Below are 18,205 nucleotides of genomic sequence, written 5' to 3'. Positions count from 1 at the left end.
GAGGGGTGGGGCGGGTCAGCTCTTGACCGCGCCGGCGGTGATGCCGCCCACGATGTGCTTGCCCAGGAAGGCGAAGACCAGCAGCAGCGGCACGGTCGATATCAGCGCGCCGGTCAGGACGATCGCGTGGTCGACGGTGTGGTTGCCGGCGCCGAGTCCGGCGAGGGCGACCTGGAGGGTCGGGCTGCCGTCCGGGGTGAGCGCGATGAACGGCCAGAAGAAGTCGTTCCACGCCTGGACGAAGACGAGCATGCCGAGCACGGCCATGGCCGGGCGGGCCACCGGGAAGACCACGTGCCAGATGATGCGCAGGCTGTGCGCGCCGTCCATCCGGGCCGCCTCGACCAGCTCGACGGGCAGCGCCTCGACGAGGAACTGGCGCATGAAGAAGACGCCGAAGGCCGCGACGAGCGAGGGCAGGACGACCGACTGGAGCTGGTCGAACCAGCCGAGGTCGGTGATGATCTGGTAGAGCGGGATGACGCTGAGCTGCGGCGGGATCGTCATGGTGGCGACCACCAGCGAGAGCAGCATGCCGCGGCCCTTGAAGGGCAGCTTGGCGAAGGCGAAGCCGGCGAGCGTGGAGAAGAGGACGGTGGAGGCGGCCACCAGGCTCGCCACGACCGTGGTGTTGATCAGCGCCTCGCCCATGTCGACCTGGTCCCAGGCGAAGCTGAGGTTGTCGAGCAGCCGGGAGCCGGGCAGCAGCGGCGCCGGCGCCTGGACGACGCGGTCTCCGGTGTGCGAGGCGGCGACCACGTTCCAGTACAGCGGGAAGAGCGAGACCACCGTCGCGACGATCAGCAGCACGTAGGTGAGCGGTCCGGCGTGGTGCTGCCGGCCCGCCGTCTGGCGGAAGCCGCGGCGTGCCGGGCGGGCCCCCGGCGTCCTGGGCTCGACGGACGGGGTGGATTCGAGGGTGCGGGCCATGGGTCAGTCCCCCAGCTTCTTGCGGTTGCGGCGGGAGACGAGCGCCTGGATGCCGCCGATGAGCAGCAGGAGCGCCAGCATGACCCAGGCGATCGCGGAGGCGGAGCCCAGCGCGCCGGTGATCCAGCCCTTTTCGTACATCAGGAGGCTCAGGGTCTGGAACTGGTGGCCACTGCCGCCGCTGATGCCGACGCTGCCGCCGAAGAGCATCGGCTCGCCGAAGAGCTGGGTGGCGCCGATGGTGGAGACGATGATCGTGAAGAAGATCGTCGGCCGGATGGAGGGGATGGTGACGCTGATGAACTGGCGCCAGCGGGACGCGCCGTCCAGCGAGGCGGCCTCGTAGAGGTCCTGCGGCACGGCCTGCATGGCGGCGAGGTAGATCAGCGCGTTGTAGCCGGTCCAGCGCCAGGTGACGATGACGGAGATGGCGATCTGCGCCGGCCACTTGGAGTTGTTCCAGTCGACCGGCCCGATCCCGACCCAGTCCAGGATGCCGTTGATCATCCCGTAGTCGGTGTTGAAGAGCTGGGCGAAGACCAGCGTCGCCGCCGCGATCGAGGTGGCGTACGGGGCGAGGATGGCGACCCGGAAGAAGCCGCGGCCGCGGAGCTTGTAGTTCAGCAGGTGGGCGAGGCCGAGGGCCATCAGCAGCTGCGGGACGGTGGAGATGACACCGATGGTGAAGGTGTTGAGGAGGGCGTTCCAGAAGAACTCGCTGGTGGCGAGGTCGGTGTAGTTCTCCAGGCCCTTCCATTCGGCGGTGCCGCCGAGCTCGACCCGGTTCAGCGACAGCCACCCGGTGTAGATCAGCGGGAAGAGGCCGAAGGCGGCGAAGGTGAGGAAGAAGGGGGCGATGAAGACGTACGGGATCGCCTTGACGTCCCAGCGGTACAGGGTGCTGCGCCAGCCGCCCGGGCCGGAGCGGCGGCGCCGGCCGCGCGGGGCGGGCGAGGAGGGCGGTGCGGCGGGCGGCGGGGTGCCGCCCCGCGTCGCCCGTACGGAGGTGGCCACGGGTGGCGTCCTTCCAGGTCGATGCGTGCGGTGGTGCGGACGGTGCCGGCCCGCCGCCGGCAGGTGGCGGCGGGCCGGCGCGCGGTCCCCGCTACTGCTGGATCTTGTCGTCGACCAGCTTCTTGACGTTCTCCCAGGCCTTGGCCGGGTCGGTGCCCCGCTGCTCGATGTCGAGGATGCCGTTGTCGGTGAGGAAGGTCTTCACCTGGCCGTCGTAGCGGCTGATCACGGCGGGGGTGATGCCGGCCGCGGCGGAGGAGAAGATCTTGCCGACCGGGGTGTCGCCGAAGTACGGCATCTTGGCGTTCTGCACCGCGGGCGAGAGGAGGGTGTCCTTGGTGGACGGGATGTTGCCGTTCACCGCGAAGACCTTGGCGTGCTGCTCGGGGGCGGTCAGCCAGGCGGCCAGCTCGGCGGCCTCCTTGGTGTGCTTGCCCGCCTTGGGCACGGCGAGGAAGGAGCCGCCCCAGTTGCCGGCGACGGGCGGCGCTGCGATGTCCCACTTGCCCTGGTTGGCGGGGCCGGCCTGGTCCTTGATGATGCCGGTCATCCAGGAGGGGCAGGCGACGGTGGCGAACTTGGAGTTCTTGAAGGCCGCGTTCCAGGTGCCCTTCTCGTCGAACTGGCGCAGCTTGGCGGTGAGTCCGCCCTCGGCGGCCTTGACGCCGAGCTCCCAGGCCTTCTTCACGCCGGGGCTGTTCTCCCAGTCGAGCTGGCCGCTGGAGTTGGCGTACTGGACGGGGTCGCTGGAGAGCACCGCGTTGAAGAGGCCGCTGGCGGAGTCGTGGAAGGCGGTGCCGGCGGGGGCGTTCTTCTTGTACGTCTCGCCGACCGTGACGAACTTGGACCAGTCGCCGTCCCACAGCTTGGCGACTTCCTCGCGGGCGGTGGGCAGCTTGGCCTTGGCGAAGAGGTCCTTGTTGTAGCAGATGGCCATCGGGCCGATGTCGGTGCCGAGGGCGATGATCTTCCCGTCGGCGGTGGAGGCCTGCTTGACCTTCCAGTCGAGGAACTTGGAGGTGTCGGCGCCGCCCTCCTTGCCCAGGTCGACCCACTTGGAGGCCATGCTCTCGCCGGTGGCCTCGGCGATGTAGCCGACCTCGATGGCCTGGATGTCGGCGACGCCGCTGTTCTGGGAGAGGCGCAGCTTCAGGGTGTCCCAGTACTTCTGACCGTCGGAGACGTTCGACTCCTCGATCTTGATGTTCGGGTGGAGCCGCTCGTACTCGGCGTACAGCTTCGCGCCGGTCTTGTTGTCGTAGCCGAAGGACCCGAAGGTGCCGACGCGCAGGGTGATCTTCCCGCCGTCCTTCCCGGCCTCGTCGTCCTTGTCGCTTCCGCAACCGGTGAGCAGGACCGTGCCGGTCACCACTGCGGCGACCGCCGCGGCGGCCGTGCGGCGTCCGCGTCTGCTGCTGGAAGTGCGCATTCCACTCTCCTCGTCCAAGGTGGTGCTCGTTGTGCGCCAAGAGGTCCGGCCGGCTGCTCGCGGCTCGGCGGGCCCTGCCCGGACCTGATGCAGGCTGTGCCGCCCCCCTGATGGGAGCGCTCCCACGTCGTTGCCGGAAGGTTGCCGCCGGGGGGGTGGGGGTGTCAAGACATGAACGCGGTTTCGTTACCGGAAGGTGTTCGGCGGGTTTCCCCGTACCGGAATGCGGTCCTTCGCGTCATCTCCTGAACGCACGCGTGGCGCGGCAGGAGCGCGGTGCTCTAGGGTGGGAGCGCTCCCATCCCGGTGTGGCCCCGCGCGGGCCCCTTCCTCCGGCACGGCCCGCGCCGCCCGCCGGAGGGCCCGCCCCCACCGAGGCCCTGGTGAGCGGCACGAGGTCCGACGAGGGGAGCACGACGACGGTGAACGGACGGCAGAACAGCAGACCCACCCTGGAGCAGGTCGCGGCCCGCGCCGGAGTCGGCCGGGGCACCGTCTCGCGGGTCATCAACGGCTCCCCGCGGGTGAGCGAGCAGACCCGCGCCGCCGTGGCCCGGGCCGTCGCCGAGCTGGGCTACGTCCCCAACCAGGCCGCCCGCGCGCTCGCCGGCAGCCGCACGGACGCCGTCGCCCTCGTCATCCCCGAGGCCGAGGCCCGGCTCTTCGCCGAGCCCTACTTCCTCGACCTGATCCGCGGCGTCAGCGCCGAACTCGCCGAGGCGGACCGACAGCTCCTGCTCACCCTGGTCCGCAGCGAACAGGAGCGCCAGCGCTTCGAGCAGTACCTCGCCGCCCAGCGCGTCGACGGCGTCCTCCTCGCCTCCGTCCACGGCGACGACCCGCTCCCCGACCGCATCCGCGAACTCGGCATCCCGCTCGTCATGAACGGCCGCCGCTCCGAGGCCGAACCCGTCCCCTACGTCGACTCCGACAACATCGGGGCCGGCCGCGCCGCCGTGGCGCACCTGGTGGGCCGCGGCAGGCAGCGCATCGCCACCGTCACCGGCCCCCTCGACATGTACGTGGCCCGGGCCCGCCTCGGCGGCTACCGGGCCGGCCTGGCGGAGGCGGGCCACGCCCCCGACGAGGGCCTGGTCGCCGCCGGCGACTTCACCGAGGACGGCGGCCGCCGCGCCATGCGCGGCCTCCTGGAACGCCGCCCCGACCTGGACGCCGTCTTCGCCGCCTCCGACGTCATGGCGGCCGGCGCCCGCGCCGCGCTGCGCGAGGCGGGCCGCCGCGTCCCCGAGGACGTCGCCCTCGTCGGCGTCGACGACTCCCCGGTCGCCCGCCTCATGGACCCCCCGCTCACCAGCGTCCGCCAGCCCATCGAGGAGATGGGCCGCACCATGGCCCGCATGCTCCTCGACGACGTGGCGGGCACCCGCGAAGCCGCCCCGAGGCGCGTCCTGCCGACGGAACTGGTGGTGCGGGGGTCCTGCTGACGACGGGCACGCCCGAGGCCGGACGGGCTCTGCGGGCCCGTCCGGCCTCGGGTGCGTCCTCGTGCGGGGGCGCCGTGCCCGGACCCGCCGGGCCGGGCACGGCACCCGTTTCGGAGGGGTTACAGCGCCGGGTGCGCGTTCTTCATGAGTTCCTGGAACTGGGCCGAGAACCACTGGCCCGAGAGGGGGGCGTCGGGGAGGGCGCCGGACATGCTGTTGCCGTTACGGGCGTTGCCCGTGTAGGTGGGGTCGCACATGCGGTCGAAGCCCTTGCCCTCGGTGTTCGGGATCTCCTTCGACGCGCCGTCGGACTCGCCCGGGGGCTTCATCCAGACGTACGCGTCGATGCCGGCCGCGGGGGCCGCCTGGGGACGTTCGCCGAGGCCGGCGCCGGACTGGTTGCACCAGTTGCCGAGGTGGATGCGGCGGTCGTAGCGGCCGCCGTTCACGTAGGTGTCGACGCTGGTCAGCGCGCCCGGGCCGGTGGGCCGGGCGGTGCCGCCCCAGCCGTTGCGGGAGGTGTCGATCAGCATGCCGATCTTGCTGTCGAAGCCGAGGGTGACGAGCTTGTCGCGCATCGCCTGGGCGTAGGACAGCTCGTCGGTGTACTGGTTCCAGTCGATCCACTTCGACGTGCGGACGGAGGTGCCGTTCACGCTGTCGGTGATCTTGAAGTTCTCCTCCTTCAGGGCGCTGTAGTTGGCGGTGTTCACGATGAAGCCGTGGACGTTGGCGACCGTGGAGCCCTCGGCGGTCGCGGCCTGCTTGAACAGCTCGGCGGAGGGGCCGAAGTTGGAGTCCCAGCCCAGCCAGCCGTGGTGGCCCGCGTCGACGTAGTTGTAGACGTTGGCGATCGAGCCGAGCTTGTTGAGGGCGTAGCCGACGCCCTTGATGTAGTTGCCGTTCTCCTTCATCACGTTGCAGTTGGCCGTCTCGGTGGGACGCCCGGCGACGTTGGTGACGAGGTTCGGCAGCGAGTCGATCTCGACCGTGGTGACGATCCGCAGGCCCGCGTACTTCGGGTCGGAGAGGATCGCCGCGATCGGGTCGATGTACTGCGTCTTGTACTTGTCGATCTCCGTCGGGCCCAGCTCGCCGTTGGAGGCGAGCGCGGCACAGTCGCGGCCGGGCAGGTTGTAGATGACCAGCTGGACGACCAGCTCGCCGTCGCCCTTCTGCTTGAGGGCCTCGTCGAGGTGGGCGCGCAGGCCCATGCCGCCGTTGACGCCGGCGATGGCGGCGGTGCGGTCCAGCCACACGCCGGTGGGCTGGTTCGAGATCCGGCTGCCGCCCGGCTCGGCCGCGGCCTTCGCCGACCACTCGGGGTTGACGTACACCTTGGCGCCCGCGTACGGGTTGTCCGCCTTCTGGCCGGGCGGCGGGGTGGTCGGCGGCGTCGTGGGCGGGGTGGTCGGGGGAGTGGTGGGCGGCGTGGTCGGCGGGTCCGTCGGCTGGGTGGTGGTGTTGCAGGTGACGCCGTTCAGCTTGAAGGTCGCGGGCACCGCGTTGGTGCCGCTGTAGGAGCCGTTGAAGCCGAAGGAGGTCGAACCGCCGGTGGCCAGCGTGCCGTTGTAGGAGAGGCTCTTGGCGGTGACGGCCGTGCCGGACTGGGTGATGGTGGCGTTCCAGCCCTGGGTGACCTGCTGGTTGCCGGCGTAGCTCCACTCCAGCGTCCACGCGGTGGTCGGGTCGCCGGTGTTGGTGACGACGACGTTGGCGCCGAAGCCGGTGTTCCACTGGTTGGTGATGCTGTAGTCGACCTTGCAGCCCGGGGTGGCTGCGCCGGCGGTGGCGCCGAAGACCGTGGCGGTCGCTCCGGTCGCGGTGATGAGGCCGAGGGCCGCCAGGAGGGCGGTATGGCTGGTGCGGCTCATGGGAGTGGGGTTTCCTTTCGGGGGATTCACGGGGTGTACGGAACGGGCGGCGGTCACGGGACGATCGCGCGCAGGTGGTCGCGCAGCCCGATCCCGAACGCGGTGGGCGTGCCGTCGTACGAACTGATCAGCGCGGGACCCGAGTTGCAGTTCCAGGTGTTCCAGGTCCAGCCCAGGTACGAGAGCCCGCGGTCGTCGAACCACTTCATGACGCGGTCGACGAACGCGTGTCCGCAGGTGTTCTCGCCGATCTCGCCGGCGAGCAGGGGCACCTGCGCGGCGACGGGGGCGAGCGTGTCGTTCCAGCACGTCTCGGTGGAGCAGGTGTTGAAGTTGTAGACGTGCCAGGCGGCGCCGAGATTCTGCGCCGGGTCGGTGGGGCGGTACGCCGGCCACTGGCTGAGGTCGTTGGAGTACGCGATGCCCGGGACGAGGACGAGGTTCTTCGCCCCCGTGGCGCGGACCGCGTCCACCAGGTCCTGCATGCCGGCGACCTCGTACCCGATGCCGGGGCAGGTGCCGCCGTCGCGCCAGCAGGTCCATGCCTGGGTCGCGGTGGAGGTCGCCCGGTCCGGGTAGGGCTCGTTGAAGAGGTCGAAGACGACCCGCTTGTCGTTCTTGAAGGTGTTCGCGACCGAGGTCCAGAACGCCGGGGTGTACCGGGCGTTCGGCATCGGCTTCTGGCAGGTGGCGTGCACGTCGGCGCAGCCCGAGGAGTTGCCGGTGTACTGGCCGTGCGTCCAGTGCAGTTCGACGACCGGGGTCATGCCGTGGGCGAGGACCTTGGCCACCAGGTCCTTCACGGCGTCGACGTAGTTCGCGCCCCGGTACTCGGGCTTGACGTTGTCCAGGCCCAGCCAGCACTCCTCGTTGAGGGGGATGCGGACCGTGTTGGCCTTCCAGTCGGCGATCGCCCGGACGGAGGCGTCGTCCGCCGGACCGTCCCAGATGCCGTAGCCCTGGACGCACATGAACTCGCCGCCGGAGCGGTTGACGCCGAGGAGCCGGCGGACCGCGCCGTTCTGGTCGGTGAACTTGTTGCCGGTGACGGTGAGTTCGGGCGCGCCGGCGACCGGGGTCGGCGGCGGCGAGGTGGGCGGGGTGGTCGGGGGAGTGGTGGGCGGCGTGGTCGGGGGATCGGTCGGGGGAGTCGTGGGCGGATCGGTCGGCGGGGTGCCGGTGGGAGGGGTGGTCGGCCCCTCCGTGTCGCAGGGCACACCGCCGAGCGTGAACGCGGTGGGGGCCGTGTTGGCCCCCGTCCACGAGGCGATGAAGCCCGTGGTCGCCTCCGCGCCGGCGCCGAGCCGGCCGTTCCAGCTCTCGTTGGTCACGGTGACGGCGGCGCCGGACTGGGTCCACTTGCCGCCCCAGCCCTGGCTGACCCGCTGGCCGGCGGGGAAGGAGAAGCCGAGGCTCCAGCCGTTCAGCTCGGTGCCGTTGTTGGTGACGGTGACGGCACCCTGGAAGCCTCCGGTCCACTGGTTGGTGACCGAGTACTCCACGGTGCAGACGGGTGCGGCCGCGGCTCCTGAGGCCGTACCCACGACGGCGAGCGCGGTGCTCGCCATCGTGACCGCTGCTCCTGCGAGCAGCGCGGTGAGACGTGGGGGATGTCGCATGAGCGAGTCCTCACAGCGAGGGCACGCCCCCTACGGCGTGCCGACTGGATGGAATCGCTCCCACTGGTCGGGGCAGACCGTAGCGGCAACCAAGGCCAAGCAAAAGAGGAGTTGGGGAAATTGCTCGTCGTTTGCCTTCGACTCTTCACACGTCTTGACGTGGTTGCGTCACGCTTGCACAGTGGGAGCGCTCCCACTGGTTCACGGCTTGTTCGCGCACCCCCCGTACGGTCCGCGCCGCGCACCGCGTGGCGTTCCGTGCGGTCCCCTCTTCGCACCACCCGACCTCCCGAGCCGCGAGGAGATCCACCCGCATGCCACGCCTGAGACCACGCCGCCCACGCAGGCACCTCACCGCCCTGACCGCCGCGCTCTCGCTCCCCCTCGGCCTGCTGGCCGCCGGTGCCGGAGCCGGCACCGCGCAGGCCGCCGCCGTGCAGTGCAGCGTCGACTACAAGACCAACGACTGGGGTTCGGGCTTCACGGCCGAACTCACCCTCACCAACCGCGGCACCGCCGCCCTGAACGGCTGGACCCTCACCTACTCCTACGCCGGTGACCAGAAGCTCACCAACGGCTGGAGCGGCGTCTGGTCCCAGACCGGCAGGAACGTGACGGTCACCAACGCCGGCTGGAACGGCACCGTCGCCGCCGGCGCGGCCGTCACGGCCGGCGGCCAGTTCACCTACACCGGCACCAACGCCGCGCCCACGGACTTCGCCGTCAACGGCACCTCCTGCACCGGCGCCCACCAGCCGCCGGTCGCCGTCCTCACCAGTCCCGCCGCCGGCGCGGTCTACGCCGCGGGCGACGCCGTCCCGCTCGCCGCCACCGCCGCCGCGGCCGACGGCGCCACCGTCGACAAGGTCGAGTTCTACAGCGACACGACCCTGCTCGGCACCGACACCACCGCGCCGTTCACGTACAGCGCCTCGACCCTCGCGGCCGGTGCCCACTCGCTCTACGCGAAGGCGTACGACAGCCAGGGCGCCTCCGCCGAGTCCGCCCCGGTCGGCATCACCGTCGCCGCGGGCCCCGCGCTCGTCGCCAGTCCGGGCCGGCTGGCCGTCCGCCAGGGCTCCACCGGCACCTTCGACCTCAAGCTGTCGAAGGCCCCGGCGGCGAACGTGACCGTCACCGTGGCCCGCACCTCCGGGAACACCGGCCTGACGGCGTCCCCGGCCACGCTCACCTTCACCCCGGCGAACTGGAACACCGCCCAGAAGGTGACCGTCACCGCCGCCGCCACCGGCACCGGCGTCGCCGTCTTCACGGCGACCGCCCCCGGCCACGCCAAGGCCGAGGTGCAGGCCACCCAGCTCGCCGCGGACTCCACCTACGACGCCCGCTTCCTCGACCTGTACGGGAAGATCACCAACCCGGCCAACGGCTACTTCTCGCCCGAGGGCATCCCGTACCACTCCGTCGAGACCCTGATCGTCGAGGCACCCGACCACGGGCACGAGACGACCTCGGAGGCGTACAGCTACCTCATCTGGCTCCAGGCCATGTACGGCAGGATCACCGGCGACTGGACCAAGTTCAACGGCGCGTGGGACACCATGGAGAAGTTCATGATCCCGACCCACGCCGACCAGCCGACGAACTCCTCCTACAACGCCTCGAAGCCCGCCACCTACGCCCCCGAGTGGGACCTCCCCTCGCAGTACCCGGCGAAGCTGGACTCCGGCGTCACCTCCGGCTCCGACCCGATCGCGGCCGAGCTGAAGAGCGCGTACGGCACCGACGACATCTACGGCATGCACTGGATCCAGGACGTCGACAACGTCTACGGCTTCGGCAACGAACCCGGCAAGTGCTCCGCAGGACCGACGGCGACCGGCCCCTCCTACATCAACACCTTCCAGCGCGGCCCGCAGGAGTCCGTCTGGGAGACCGTCACCCACCCGACCTGCGACAACTTCTCGTACGGCGGCAAGAACGGCTACCTCGACATCTTCACCGGGGACGCCTCCTACGCCAAGCAGTGGAAGTACACCAACGCCCCCGACGCCGACGCCCGCGCCGTCCAGGCCGCCTACTGGGCCGACCTCTGGGCCAAGGAGCAGGGCAAGGGCGCGCAGGTCTCGGCCACCGTCGGCAAGGCCGCCAAGATGGGCGACTACCTGCGGTACGCCATGTTCGACAAGTACTTCAAGAAGATCGGGAACTGCGTCGGCCCGACCGCCTGCCCGGCCGGCACCGGCAAGGACAGCGCCCACTACCTGATGTCCTGGTACTACGCCTGGGGCGGCGCCGTCGACACCTCCGCCGGCTGGTCCTGGCGGATCGGCTCCAGCCACAACCACAGCGGCTATCAGAACCCGCTCGCCGCGTACGCGCTCAGCGAGTACGCCCCGCTCAAGCCCAAGTCGGCCACCGGACAAGCGGACTGGGCCACCAGCCTCGACCGGCAGCTGGAGTTCTACCGCTGGCTCCAGTCCAGCGAGGGCGCCATCGCGGGCGGCGCCACCAACAGCTGGCAGGGCCGCTACGCCACCCCGCCGGCCGGCACCCCCACCTTCCACGGCATGTACTACGACGAGAAGCCCGTCTACCACGACCCGGCGTCGAACCAGTGGTTCGGCTTCCAGGCCTGGTCGATGGAGCGCGTCGCCGAGTACTACCAGCAGACCGGCGACGCCGAGGCGAAGACCGTCCTCGACAAGTGGGTCTCCTGGGCCCTGTCCAAGACCACGATCAACCCCGACGGCACCTTCCGCATCCCGTCCACCCTCCAGTGGTCCGGCGCGCCCGACACCTGGAACGCGGCGAACCCCGGCGCCAACACCGGCCTGCACGTCACCGTCGCCGACTACACCAACGACGTCGGCGTCGCCGCCGCCTACGCCAAGACCCTTACCTACTACGCGGCCAAGTCCGGCCACGCGGAGGCCAAGCGGGTCGCCAAGGCCCTGCTCGACGGCATGTGGGACCACCACCAGGACCCGCTGGGCATCGCCGTCGAGGAGACCCGCGCCGACTACAACCGCTTCGACGACCCGGTCTACGTGCCGAGCGGCTGGACCGGCGTGATGCCGAACGGCGACGCGGTGAACAACACCTCCACCTTCGCCTCGATCCGCTCCTTCTACCAGGACGACCCGGCCTGGCCGAAGATCGAGGCCTACCTGGCGGGCGGCGCCGCCCCCGTCTTCACCTACCACCGGTTCTGGGCCCAGGCGGACATCGCCCTGGCCATGGGCTCGTACGCGGAGCTGCTCGAATAACAGCCCGCCCCGCGCGAGCGGGCTCCGCGTACGACATCGAGGCCGGGCGGACCCCGAAGGGGGCCCGCCCGGCCCTCGCGCTCTCCCGGCCCGGCCGGCGGGGGCGGGTCAGCGGGCGACGAACGGCTCGGTCAGGTGCGGCGTCGCGAGGTGGAGGACGCCGGCCTCCCGGGCGCGCAGCACGCGCTCCCTCGACTCCCGTGCCCGCGCGGGGTCCATCTCGTGGGCGTAGGCGAGTGCGGGGTGGAGCAGCTGGACGGCGTGGACCAGCAGGTCGCCGGTGACGGCGACGCTCTCGCGCCCGGCGGAGACGAGCACGCTCTGGTGCCCCGGCGTGTGGCCGGGCGTGGCGATCACGCGCCCGCCGCCGCGCAGCGGGGCGTCGCCGTCGAGCAGCCGCAGCCGCCCGGTGCTGCGCAGCGGGTCGACGAGCCGGGACCGCAGCTGGGGGTTGATCGCGTCGATCGCGTCCAGTTCGGCCCGCTGGAGCAGGTACTCGGCGTTCGGGAAGAACGGCCGGGCCGCCCCCTCCCCGCCGACGACGGCCCAGCCCACGTGGTCGGTGTGCAGGTGCGTGAGCACCACCGTGTCCACGTCGGACGGAGCGATCCCCGCGGCGGCGAGCGCCTCCGGGAGCACCCCGGGTACGGGCGCCCAGGCCGCCGCCGGGCTGTCGGCCGGGCCGATCCCCGCGTCCACCAGCGTCACCCCGTGCTCGCCGCGGATCGCGAACGCGCGGAACCGGAGCCACCAGCGCCCTTCGGCGTCGAGCGCGCCGGGGTCGAAGCGGTCGGCCGCCGCCCACTGTTCGTCGGTGGCGTCGGGGAACGCCTCGGTCCTGGGGGCGAAGAAGGGGCCCGCGCCGTCGGAGAGCGCGATGACCGTGTGGGGGCCGACCCGGAGGGAAGGGAGCATCCGCCAGATGCTGCCACCGCGGGCCCGCCCGCCGCCAGGCGTTCCGCCCTCCCCGCCGGGCCGTTCCCCGCCCCCGCCCGGCGGTTTCCCCGCTCGCCGCCGCGGAACCGTCGCCCCCCGGTGCGCGCTCCGGGGGTCCATTGACGCGCGCGGATCGCCCTCCTACGTTCTCGTTCGGACATACGACCGCTGGTCGATATTTCGAACGCACCGAACGAGAGGGAATCGCGTGTCCCACCCCGAACGCCCCGCCCGCACCGCCCGTTTCACCCTCGACCCCGACTTCACCGTCGGTCCCGTCGACCCCCGCCTGTACGGCTCCTTCGTCGAGCACCTCGGGCGCTGCGTCTACACGGGCATCTTCGAGCCCGGCCACCCCGCCGCCGACGAGGACGGGCTGCGCACCGACGTCCTGGAGCTGGTCCGCGAGCTGGGCGTCACCGCCGTGCGCTACCCCGGCGGCAACTTCGTCTCCGGGTACCGGTGGGAGGACGGCGTCGGACCGGTGGAGCAGCGGCCGCGGCGGCTCGACGTCGCCTGGCGCTCCACCGAGACGAACCGTTTCGGCCTGAGCGAGTTCATGGCCTTCCTGCGGAAGCTCGGTCCCCGGGCGGAGCCGATGATGGCGGTCAACCTCGGCACCCGCGGCATCGCGGAGGCCATGGACCTCGTCGAGTACGCCAACCACCCCGCCGGCACCGCGCTCTCGGACCTCCGGATCGCGCACGGCGACAAGGATCCCTTCGGCATCCGCCTGTGGTGCCTCGGCAACGAGATGGACGGCACCTGGCAGACCGGACAGAAGACGGCCGAGGAGTACGGCCGGCTCGCCGCCCAGACCGCCCGGGCCCTGCGCCAGATCGACCCGGACCTCGAACTCGTCGCCTGCGGAAGCTCCGCCCGCGACCTGCCGACCTTCGCCGCCTGGGAGGCGACCGTGCTGGCGGAGACGTACGAGGTGGTCGACCACGTCTCGCTGCACGCCTACTACGAGGAGACCGACGGGGACCGGGACTCCTTCCTGGCCTCCGCCGTCCACATGGAGGCCTTCATCGAGGAGGTGGTCGCCACCTGCGACCACGTCGGCGCCCGGCTCAAGTCGCCGAAGCGGCTGACCCTCTCCTTCGACGAGTGGAACGTCTGGTACCAGCGCCGCCCCAACCCGCACCCCTTCGAGGACTGGCAGGAGGCCCCGCGCCTCCTGGAGGACGTCTACACGGTCACCGACGCGGTCGTCTTCGGCTCGCTCCTCATCACGCTGCTGCGGCACGCCGACCGGATCGCGGTGGCCTGTCTCGCCCAGCTGGTGAACGTGATCGCGCCGATCATGACCGAGCCGGGCGGCCCCGCCTGGCGGCAGACCACCTTCTTCCCCTTCGCGCAGGCCGCGCGGTACGGCCGCGGCACCGTCCTCGACGTGCGCCCGGTCTCGCCCGCGCACCGCACCGAGAAGTACGGCGAGGTGCCGCTGCTGCACGCGACCGCCGTACGGGCCGAGGACGGCGGCGTGACGGTCTTCGCGGTCAACCGCGACCGGCACCGGCCGCTGCCGCTCGACGTGACCCTGCGCGGCTTCGGCCTGGCGGAGGTGGTGGAGCACAGCGTGCTCGCCGACGCCGATCCGGAGGCGTGCAACACCCTGGCCGAGCCGGACCGGGTGGCGCCCCGCGAAGCGGCCGGCGCGGAGCTCGCGGACGGCGTGCTGAGCGCCGTCCTGGAGCCGATGTCGTGGAACGTCATCCGGCTCGCCTGACCCTCTCTTTGAATCCTTTCATCGCCGTGGTGCGCACCCGGGCCTCGAAGCGCTTCGAAAGATCCTGTCCGAAGCGTTGACGTGGCTGACGGGCAACCCTACGGTGACCCAGCAAGCGCTTTCCTGAAACGTTCTAATCACGCGCGGGAGGACGAACTGTGCGTACTCAAGGCACTGTCGACCGTCGGAGTCTGCTGAAGGTCACGGGCGGCTCGGTGGCGGTACTCGGCCTGACCGCGGCGGGCTGCGGAAGCGGCTCCGGCTCCGGGGGCGGCGACGGCACCGTCACCATCCGGTACACCTGGTGGGGCTCCGACGACCGCGCCAAGCGGATCAACCAGTCGATCGCCCTCTTCGAGAAGAAGTTCCCGAAGATCAAGGTGAAGACCGACTTCCAGCCGTACGCCGACTTCTGGAAGAAGTTCAACACCCAGGCGTCCGGCGGCAACACGCCCGACGTCTTCCAGAACGCCATCGGCTTCCTGCGCAAGTACGACGCCAAGAACGTCCTCCTCGACCTGCGCGAGCAGGTCGAGGCCGGGAACCTCCGCATGGAGGGCTTCCGGGCGGGCCTCGAGAAGTTCGGCGAGGTCGACGGCAAGCTGCTCGGCGTCCCCGTCGGCTCCAACTCGATGGCCCTCGTCGTCGACCGGACGGTCTTCGAGAAGGCCAGGGTCACCCCGAAGCCCGGATGGACCTGGGACGCCTACCACGACGCCCTGGCGAAGATCCGGGAGACCTCCGGCCGGGCCGGCGACGCGGGCCCCTACGGGATCATGTACCTGTACGACATGTACCTGCGCCAGCAGGGCAAGGCCTTCTTCACCGCCACCGGACTCGGCTTCACCGAGGCCGACCTGACGGACTGGTGGAACAAGGCGGCCGAGCGGGTGAGGTCCGGCGTCTACGCCGACCCGAAGAAGACCATCCAGGCCAAGCCCAAGTCCGCGGTCACCGCCGAACTGGCCGGCTGCGAGTTCACCTGGGACAACTTCGCCGTCCGCTACACGGCCGAGGGCAAGAGCCGGTACGGCCTCGCCCCCATCCCCACCACCGACGGCAAGCGCACCGGCCAGTACCTCGGCTCGCTCATGCTCAGCGCCTCCAGGCGCACCAAGCACCCCAAGGAGGTCGCCCAGTTCATCGACTTCATGGTCCACGACCCCGAGGTCGGCAGGATCATGGGGTACGACCGGGGCGTCCCCGCCACCGAGGCGCAGAACGCGGCCTACGTGCCCGCCGACGAGGTCGGCAAGCAGATCGCCGCCTACGAGAAGCAGCTCGTCGAGACCCGCGTCCTGGAGCCCATCACCCCGCACCCGGCCGGCGCCGACGTCTGCGAGGCGGCCTTCCTGCGCCTCTCCGAGGAGATGTCCCTGGGCACCCGGACCGTCGCCGACGCGGTGAAGCAGTACTTCACCGAGGCGAAGACGGCCCTCTCCTCCTGATGGACGCCGCCGTGACCACCGTACCGACCCCCGCCGCCCCGGAGAGTCCGGAAGCGGCCCCGCCCGGGCCGGGGACCGCGCCCGCGGCCCCCGCCCCCGGCGGCGGACGCCCCCGCCGGGCGGCGGACGGCGCCCCCCGGTCCCGCGCCGCCCGCGAGAACCTCGCCGGCTACCTCTTCATGTCCCCGTGGCTCACCGGCTTCCTGCTGCTGACCGCGGGCCCGATGGCCTTCTCGCTCTACTTCGCCTTCACCGACTACAACCTCTTCGACGCCCCCCGCTGGATCGGGTTCGACAACTTCACCGAGATGTTCGGCGACCCCCGCTGGCGCACCTCCGTCGAGGTCACCGGCTGGTACGTGGTCCTCGGCACCCCGCTGAAACTGGCCGCCGCCCTCGGCGTCGCCCTCCTCCTCAACCAGAGCCGGCGCGGACAGGGCTTCTACCGGGCCGCGTTCTACGCCCCCTCGCTCATCGGCGCCAGCGTCTCCATCGCCATCGTCTGGCGCGCCCTCTTCGCCGACGACGCCCCCGTCGACCGGGCCCAGCAGCTGATCGGCCTCGACCCGGGCGGCTGGATCGGCGACCCCGACAAGATCATCTACGCCCTTGTGGCGCTCACCGTCTGGCAGTTCGGCGCGCCCATGGTCATCTTCCTCGCCGGGCTCAAGCAGGTGCCCCGCGAGCTGTACGAGGCCGCGCAGATGGACGGCGCGGGACCGTGGCGCCGGTTCTGGAGCATCACCCTGCCGATGATCTCCCCGGTGCTCTTCTTCAACGTGCTCCTGGAGACCATCCACTCCTTCCAGATCTTCGGCTCCGCCTACATCATCGGCAGCCAGGGCAACGCCTGCGGCCCGGCCGACGGCACGCTCGTCTACACCTGCTACCTCTACGTCCAGGGCTTCGAGAACAGCCGGATGGGCCTCGCCTCCGCGATGGCCTGGATGCTGCTGCTCGCCGTCGGCCTGGTCACGGCGGTCCTGTTCTGGTCCCAGCGGCGCTGGGTGCACTACGAGGAGGGAGGCCGATGAGCCTCGTCCGCACCGGGACGCGGGGCCCGCGCGCCGGGTCCCTCGCCTGGCACCTCGGCTCCCTCGCCGTCCTCGCCGTGGTCCTCTACCCGGTGGTCTGGGTGATCGGCGGGTCGTTCAAGCCCAACGACGAGATCGTCGGCAGCCCGAACGTCTTCCCGGCGAACCCCATCACCGACAACTACCGGCGGCTCGCCGATGGCATCGCCGACATCCCCCTCTCCACCTTCTTCGGCAACTCGCTCTTCCTGGCGCTCGCCTCGGTCGTCGGCGTGCTGGTCTCCAGCTCGCTCGCCGCCTACGCCTTCGCCAAGATCGGCTTCGCGGGCCGCAACCTGCTCTTCGCGCTGATGATCGGCACCCTGCTGCTGCCCTACCACGTGCTGCTCATCCCGCAGTACGTGCTCTTCCAGAAGCTCGAACTGATCAACACGTACACGCCGCTGCTGCTCGGCAAGTACCTCGCCACGGACGCCTTCTTCGTCTTCCTGATGGTCCAGTTCATGCGGGCCCTGCCCAGGGAGCTGGACGAGGCGGCGCGGCTGGACGGCTGCGGGCACCTGCGGACCTACTGGTCGATCGTGCTGCCGCTGTGCCGGCCCGCGCTCATCACCAGCGCGATCTTCACCTTCATCAACGCGTGGAACGACTTCATGGGTCCGCTGATCTACCTCAACGAACCCGAGAAGTACACGGTCTCGCTCGGCCTCAAGATGTTCGTCGACCAGGACGGCGTCGCCAACTACGGCGGCATGATCGCGATGTCGCTGGTGGCGCTGCTGCCCGTGGTGGCGTTCTTCCTCGCCTTCCAGCGGTACCTGATCGACGGCATGGCCACCTCGGGGCTCAAGTGAGGCGCGACCGCTTCCTCGCCCGCTTCGGGGTCTTCGCCGAGTGCCTGCTGACGGGGGTGTGGATCGCCGTCGCCGCGCTCCCGCTCGTCACCCTGCCGGCGGCGCTCGCCGCCGGCGCGGGGCACCTGCGGCGCACGGTCGGGGGCGAGGAGACCGGGCTGCGGTCCTTCGCCGCCGGACTGCGCGCCGCCCTGCGGGGCGGCGGGTGGGCGGCGGGCGCGGCCTACGGCGCCGTGCTCGCCCTCGTCGGGGCCGATCTCGCGCTCGTACGGGCGCTGCCGGTGCCGGGCGGCAGGCCGGCCGGGGCCCTCGCGGTCCTCGCGGCGCTCTGGGCGACCGTCGCCCTGCTGCGGGCGGCCACCGCCTGGCGGCCCGGCGCCTCCTGGCGGGCGCTGCTCCCGGCCGCCGGACGCCGCGCGCTGCGGGACCCGGCCGGCTCCCTGCTCGTCGTCTGCGGCCTGGCGGTGGTCGCCGCCTCGGCCTGGTTCTCCGCCCCCCTGGCCCTCCCCGCCCTGGGCCTCCTGCTCGCCGGCACCCTGGCGGCCGAACACCGCGCGGCCGGCGCCCTCGCGAGGGCCTGACCGCCACCGCCCGGCCGGGGCCTTCCCCCTGCCGCCCGGCCGGGTCCGTACCCCCTCCGGCCGCGCGGCGCCCCGGCCC

Annotated in this window: 13 protein-coding genes; 7 read left to right on the top strand and 6 right to left on the bottom strand. The window is 71.4% G+C overall.

What is annotated here, in order from left to right; translation table 11 throughout:
- Positions 1 to 15 precede the first annotated feature (15 nt).
- The 3 genes from ACFW6A_RS05855 to ACFW6A_RS05845 all read right to left on the bottom strand — a co-directional run bounded on the left by ACFW6A_RS05855 (position 16) and on the right by ACFW6A_RS05845 (position 3,373).
- On the bottom strand, positions 16 to 930 hold the full coding sequence (locus tag ACFW6A_RS05855) for a carbohydrate ABC transporter permease (protein ID WP_386479401.1): 915 nt from the start codon (positions 928 to 930) through the stop codon (positions 16 to 18).
- 3 nt (positions 931 to 933) lie between these two features.
- Positions 934 to 1,944, bottom strand: a complete 1,011-nt coding sequence (locus ACFW6A_RS05850; RefSeq protein ID WP_351847298.1) for a sugar ABC transporter permease — start codon at positions 1,942 to 1,944, stop codon at positions 934 to 936.
- A gap of 91 nt (positions 1,945 to 2,035) precedes the next feature.
- Entirely contained in the window at positions 2,036 to 3,373 is a 1,338-nt protein-coding gene (locus tag ACFW6A_RS05845) for an ABC transporter substrate-binding protein (RefSeq protein WP_351847295.1), read from the bottom strand.
- 422 nt (positions 3,374 to 3,795) lie between these two features.
- Here ACFW6A_RS05845 and ACFW6A_RS05840 point away from each other — a divergent pair, with 422 nt between their 5' ends.
- Positions 3,796 to 4,818 (top strand): LacI family DNA-binding transcriptional regulator, encoded by a 1,023-nt coding sequence (locus ACFW6A_RS05840; protein ID WP_351847374.1) that lies wholly within the window; start codon positions 3,796 to 3,798, stop codon positions 4,816 to 4,818.
- 119 nt (positions 4,819 to 4,937) lie between these two features.
- Here ACFW6A_RS05840 and ACFW6A_RS05835 read toward each other — a convergent pair whose 3' ends face one another.
- Positions 4,938 to 6,692 (bottom strand): glycoside hydrolase family 6 protein, encoded by a 1,755-nt coding sequence (locus tag ACFW6A_RS05835; RefSeq protein ID WP_386638913.1) that lies wholly within the window; start codon positions 6,690 to 6,692, stop codon positions 4,938 to 4,940.
- A gap of 53 nt (positions 6,693 to 6,745) precedes the next feature.
- Positions 6,746 to 8,311 (bottom strand): cellulase family glycosylhydrolase, encoded by a 1,566-nt coding sequence (locus tag ACFW6A_RS05830; protein ID WP_386638910.1) that lies wholly within the window; start codon positions 8,309 to 8,311, stop codon positions 6,746 to 6,748.
- Between the two features lie 314 nt (positions 8,312 to 8,625).
- Here ACFW6A_RS05830 and ACFW6A_RS05825 point away from each other — a divergent pair, with 314 nt between their 5' ends.
- Complete coding sequence (locus tag ACFW6A_RS05825) at positions 8,626 to 11,541, top strand: glycoside hydrolase family 48 protein (RefSeq protein ID WP_351847288.1); 2,916 nt, start codon at positions 8,626 to 8,628, stop codon at positions 11,539 to 11,541.
- 108 nt (positions 11,542 to 11,649) lie between these two features.
- Here ACFW6A_RS05825 and ACFW6A_RS05820 read toward each other — a convergent pair whose 3' ends face one another.
- Positions 11,650 to 12,456 carry an MBL fold metallo-hydrolase gene (locus ACFW6A_RS05820; protein WP_351847286.1) on the bottom strand — a complete coding sequence of 269 codons (807 nt, stop codon included), beginning with the start codon at positions 12,454 to 12,456 and terminating at the stop codon, positions 11,650 to 11,652.
- 229 nt (positions 12,457 to 12,685) lie between these two features.
- Between ACFW6A_RS05820 and ACFW6A_RS05815 the strand changes: the two genes are divergently transcribed.
- From ACFW6A_RS05815 to ACFW6A_RS05795, 5 genes are all read left to right on the top strand, one after another.
- Complete coding sequence (locus ACFW6A_RS05815; protein WP_386638907.1) at positions 12,686 to 14,209, top strand: alpha-N-arabinofuranosidase; 1,524 nt, start codon at positions 12,686 to 12,688, stop codon at positions 14,207 to 14,209.
- Positions 14,210 to 14,367: 158 nt separating this feature from the next.
- The gene (locus ACFW6A_RS05810) at positions 14,368 to 15,657 is read left to right on the top strand and encodes an extracellular solute-binding protein (RefSeq protein WP_351847280.1); all 1,290 of its coding nucleotides are present in this window, start codon (positions 14,368 to 14,370) and stop codon (positions 15,655 to 15,657) included.
- Positions 15,657 to 16,691, top strand: a complete 1,035-nt coding sequence (locus ACFW6A_RS05805) for a sugar ABC transporter permease (RefSeq protein WP_351847277.1) — start codon at positions 15,657 to 15,659, stop codon at positions 16,689 to 16,691. The genes ACFW6A_RS05810 and ACFW6A_RS05805 overlap by 1 nt, the downstream gene beginning before the upstream one ends.
- Positions 16,688 to 17,545 (top strand): carbohydrate ABC transporter permease, encoded by an 858-nt coding sequence (locus ACFW6A_RS05800; RefSeq protein WP_351847274.1) that lies wholly within the window; start codon positions 16,688 to 16,690, stop codon positions 17,543 to 17,545. The genes ACFW6A_RS05805 and ACFW6A_RS05800 overlap by 4 nt, the downstream gene beginning before the upstream one ends.
- Positions 17,542 to 18,126: a hypothetical protein gene (locus ACFW6A_RS05795; RefSeq protein WP_351847271.1), complete on the top strand. Its 585-nt coding sequence runs from the start codon at positions 17,542 to 17,544 to the stop codon at positions 18,124 to 18,126. The genes ACFW6A_RS05800 and ACFW6A_RS05795 overlap by 4 nt, the downstream gene beginning before the upstream one ends.
- The last annotated feature ends 79 nt before the right edge of the window (positions 18,127 to 18,205 follow it).

This window comes from Streptomyces sp. NPDC058758 (genome assembly GCF_042746075.1).
GTDB lineage: Bacteria > Actinomycetota > Actinomycetes > Streptomycetales > Streptomycetaceae > Streptomyces.
The sequence above is the reverse complement of the archived record's forward strand: the minus strand, read 5'-3'. Positions and strand labels throughout refer to the sequence as shown.

What these genes read in the sequence shown, in the direction of transcription:
- ACFW6A_RS05855 (WP_386479401.1), bottom strand. Translation starts at nt 930, where the DNA reads ATGGCCCGCACCCTCGAATCCACCCCGTCCGTCGAGCCCAGGACGCCG.
- ACFW6A_RS05825 (WP_351847288.1), top strand. Translation starts at nt 8,626, where the DNA reads ATGCCACGCCTGAGACCACGCCGCCCACGCAGGCACCTCACCGCCCTG.
- ACFW6A_RS05805 (WP_351847277.1), top strand. Translation starts at nt 15,657, where the DNA reads ATGGACGCCGCCGTGACCACCGTACCGACCCCCGCCGCCCCGGAGAGT.
- ACFW6A_RS05820 (WP_351847286.1), bottom strand. Translation starts at nt 12,456, where the DNA reads ATGCTCCCTTCCCTCCGGGTCGGCCCCCACACGGTCATCGCGCTCTCC.
- ACFW6A_RS05845 (WP_351847295.1), bottom strand. Translation starts at nt 3,373, where the DNA reads ATGCGCACTTCCAGCAGCAGACGCGGACGCCGCACGGCCGCCGCGGCG.
- ACFW6A_RS05830 (WP_386638910.1), bottom strand. Translation starts at nt 8,311, where the DNA reads ATGCGACATCCCCCACGTCTCACCGCGCTGCTCGCAGGAGCAGCGGTC.
- ACFW6A_RS05800 (WP_351847274.1), top strand. Translation starts at nt 16,688, where the DNA reads ATGAGCCTCGTCCGCACCGGGACGCGGGGCCCGCGCGCCGGGTCCCTC.
- ACFW6A_RS05835 (WP_386638913.1), bottom strand. Translation starts at nt 6,692, where the DNA reads ATGAGCCGCACCAGCCATACCGCCCTCCTGGCGGCCCTCGGCCTCATC.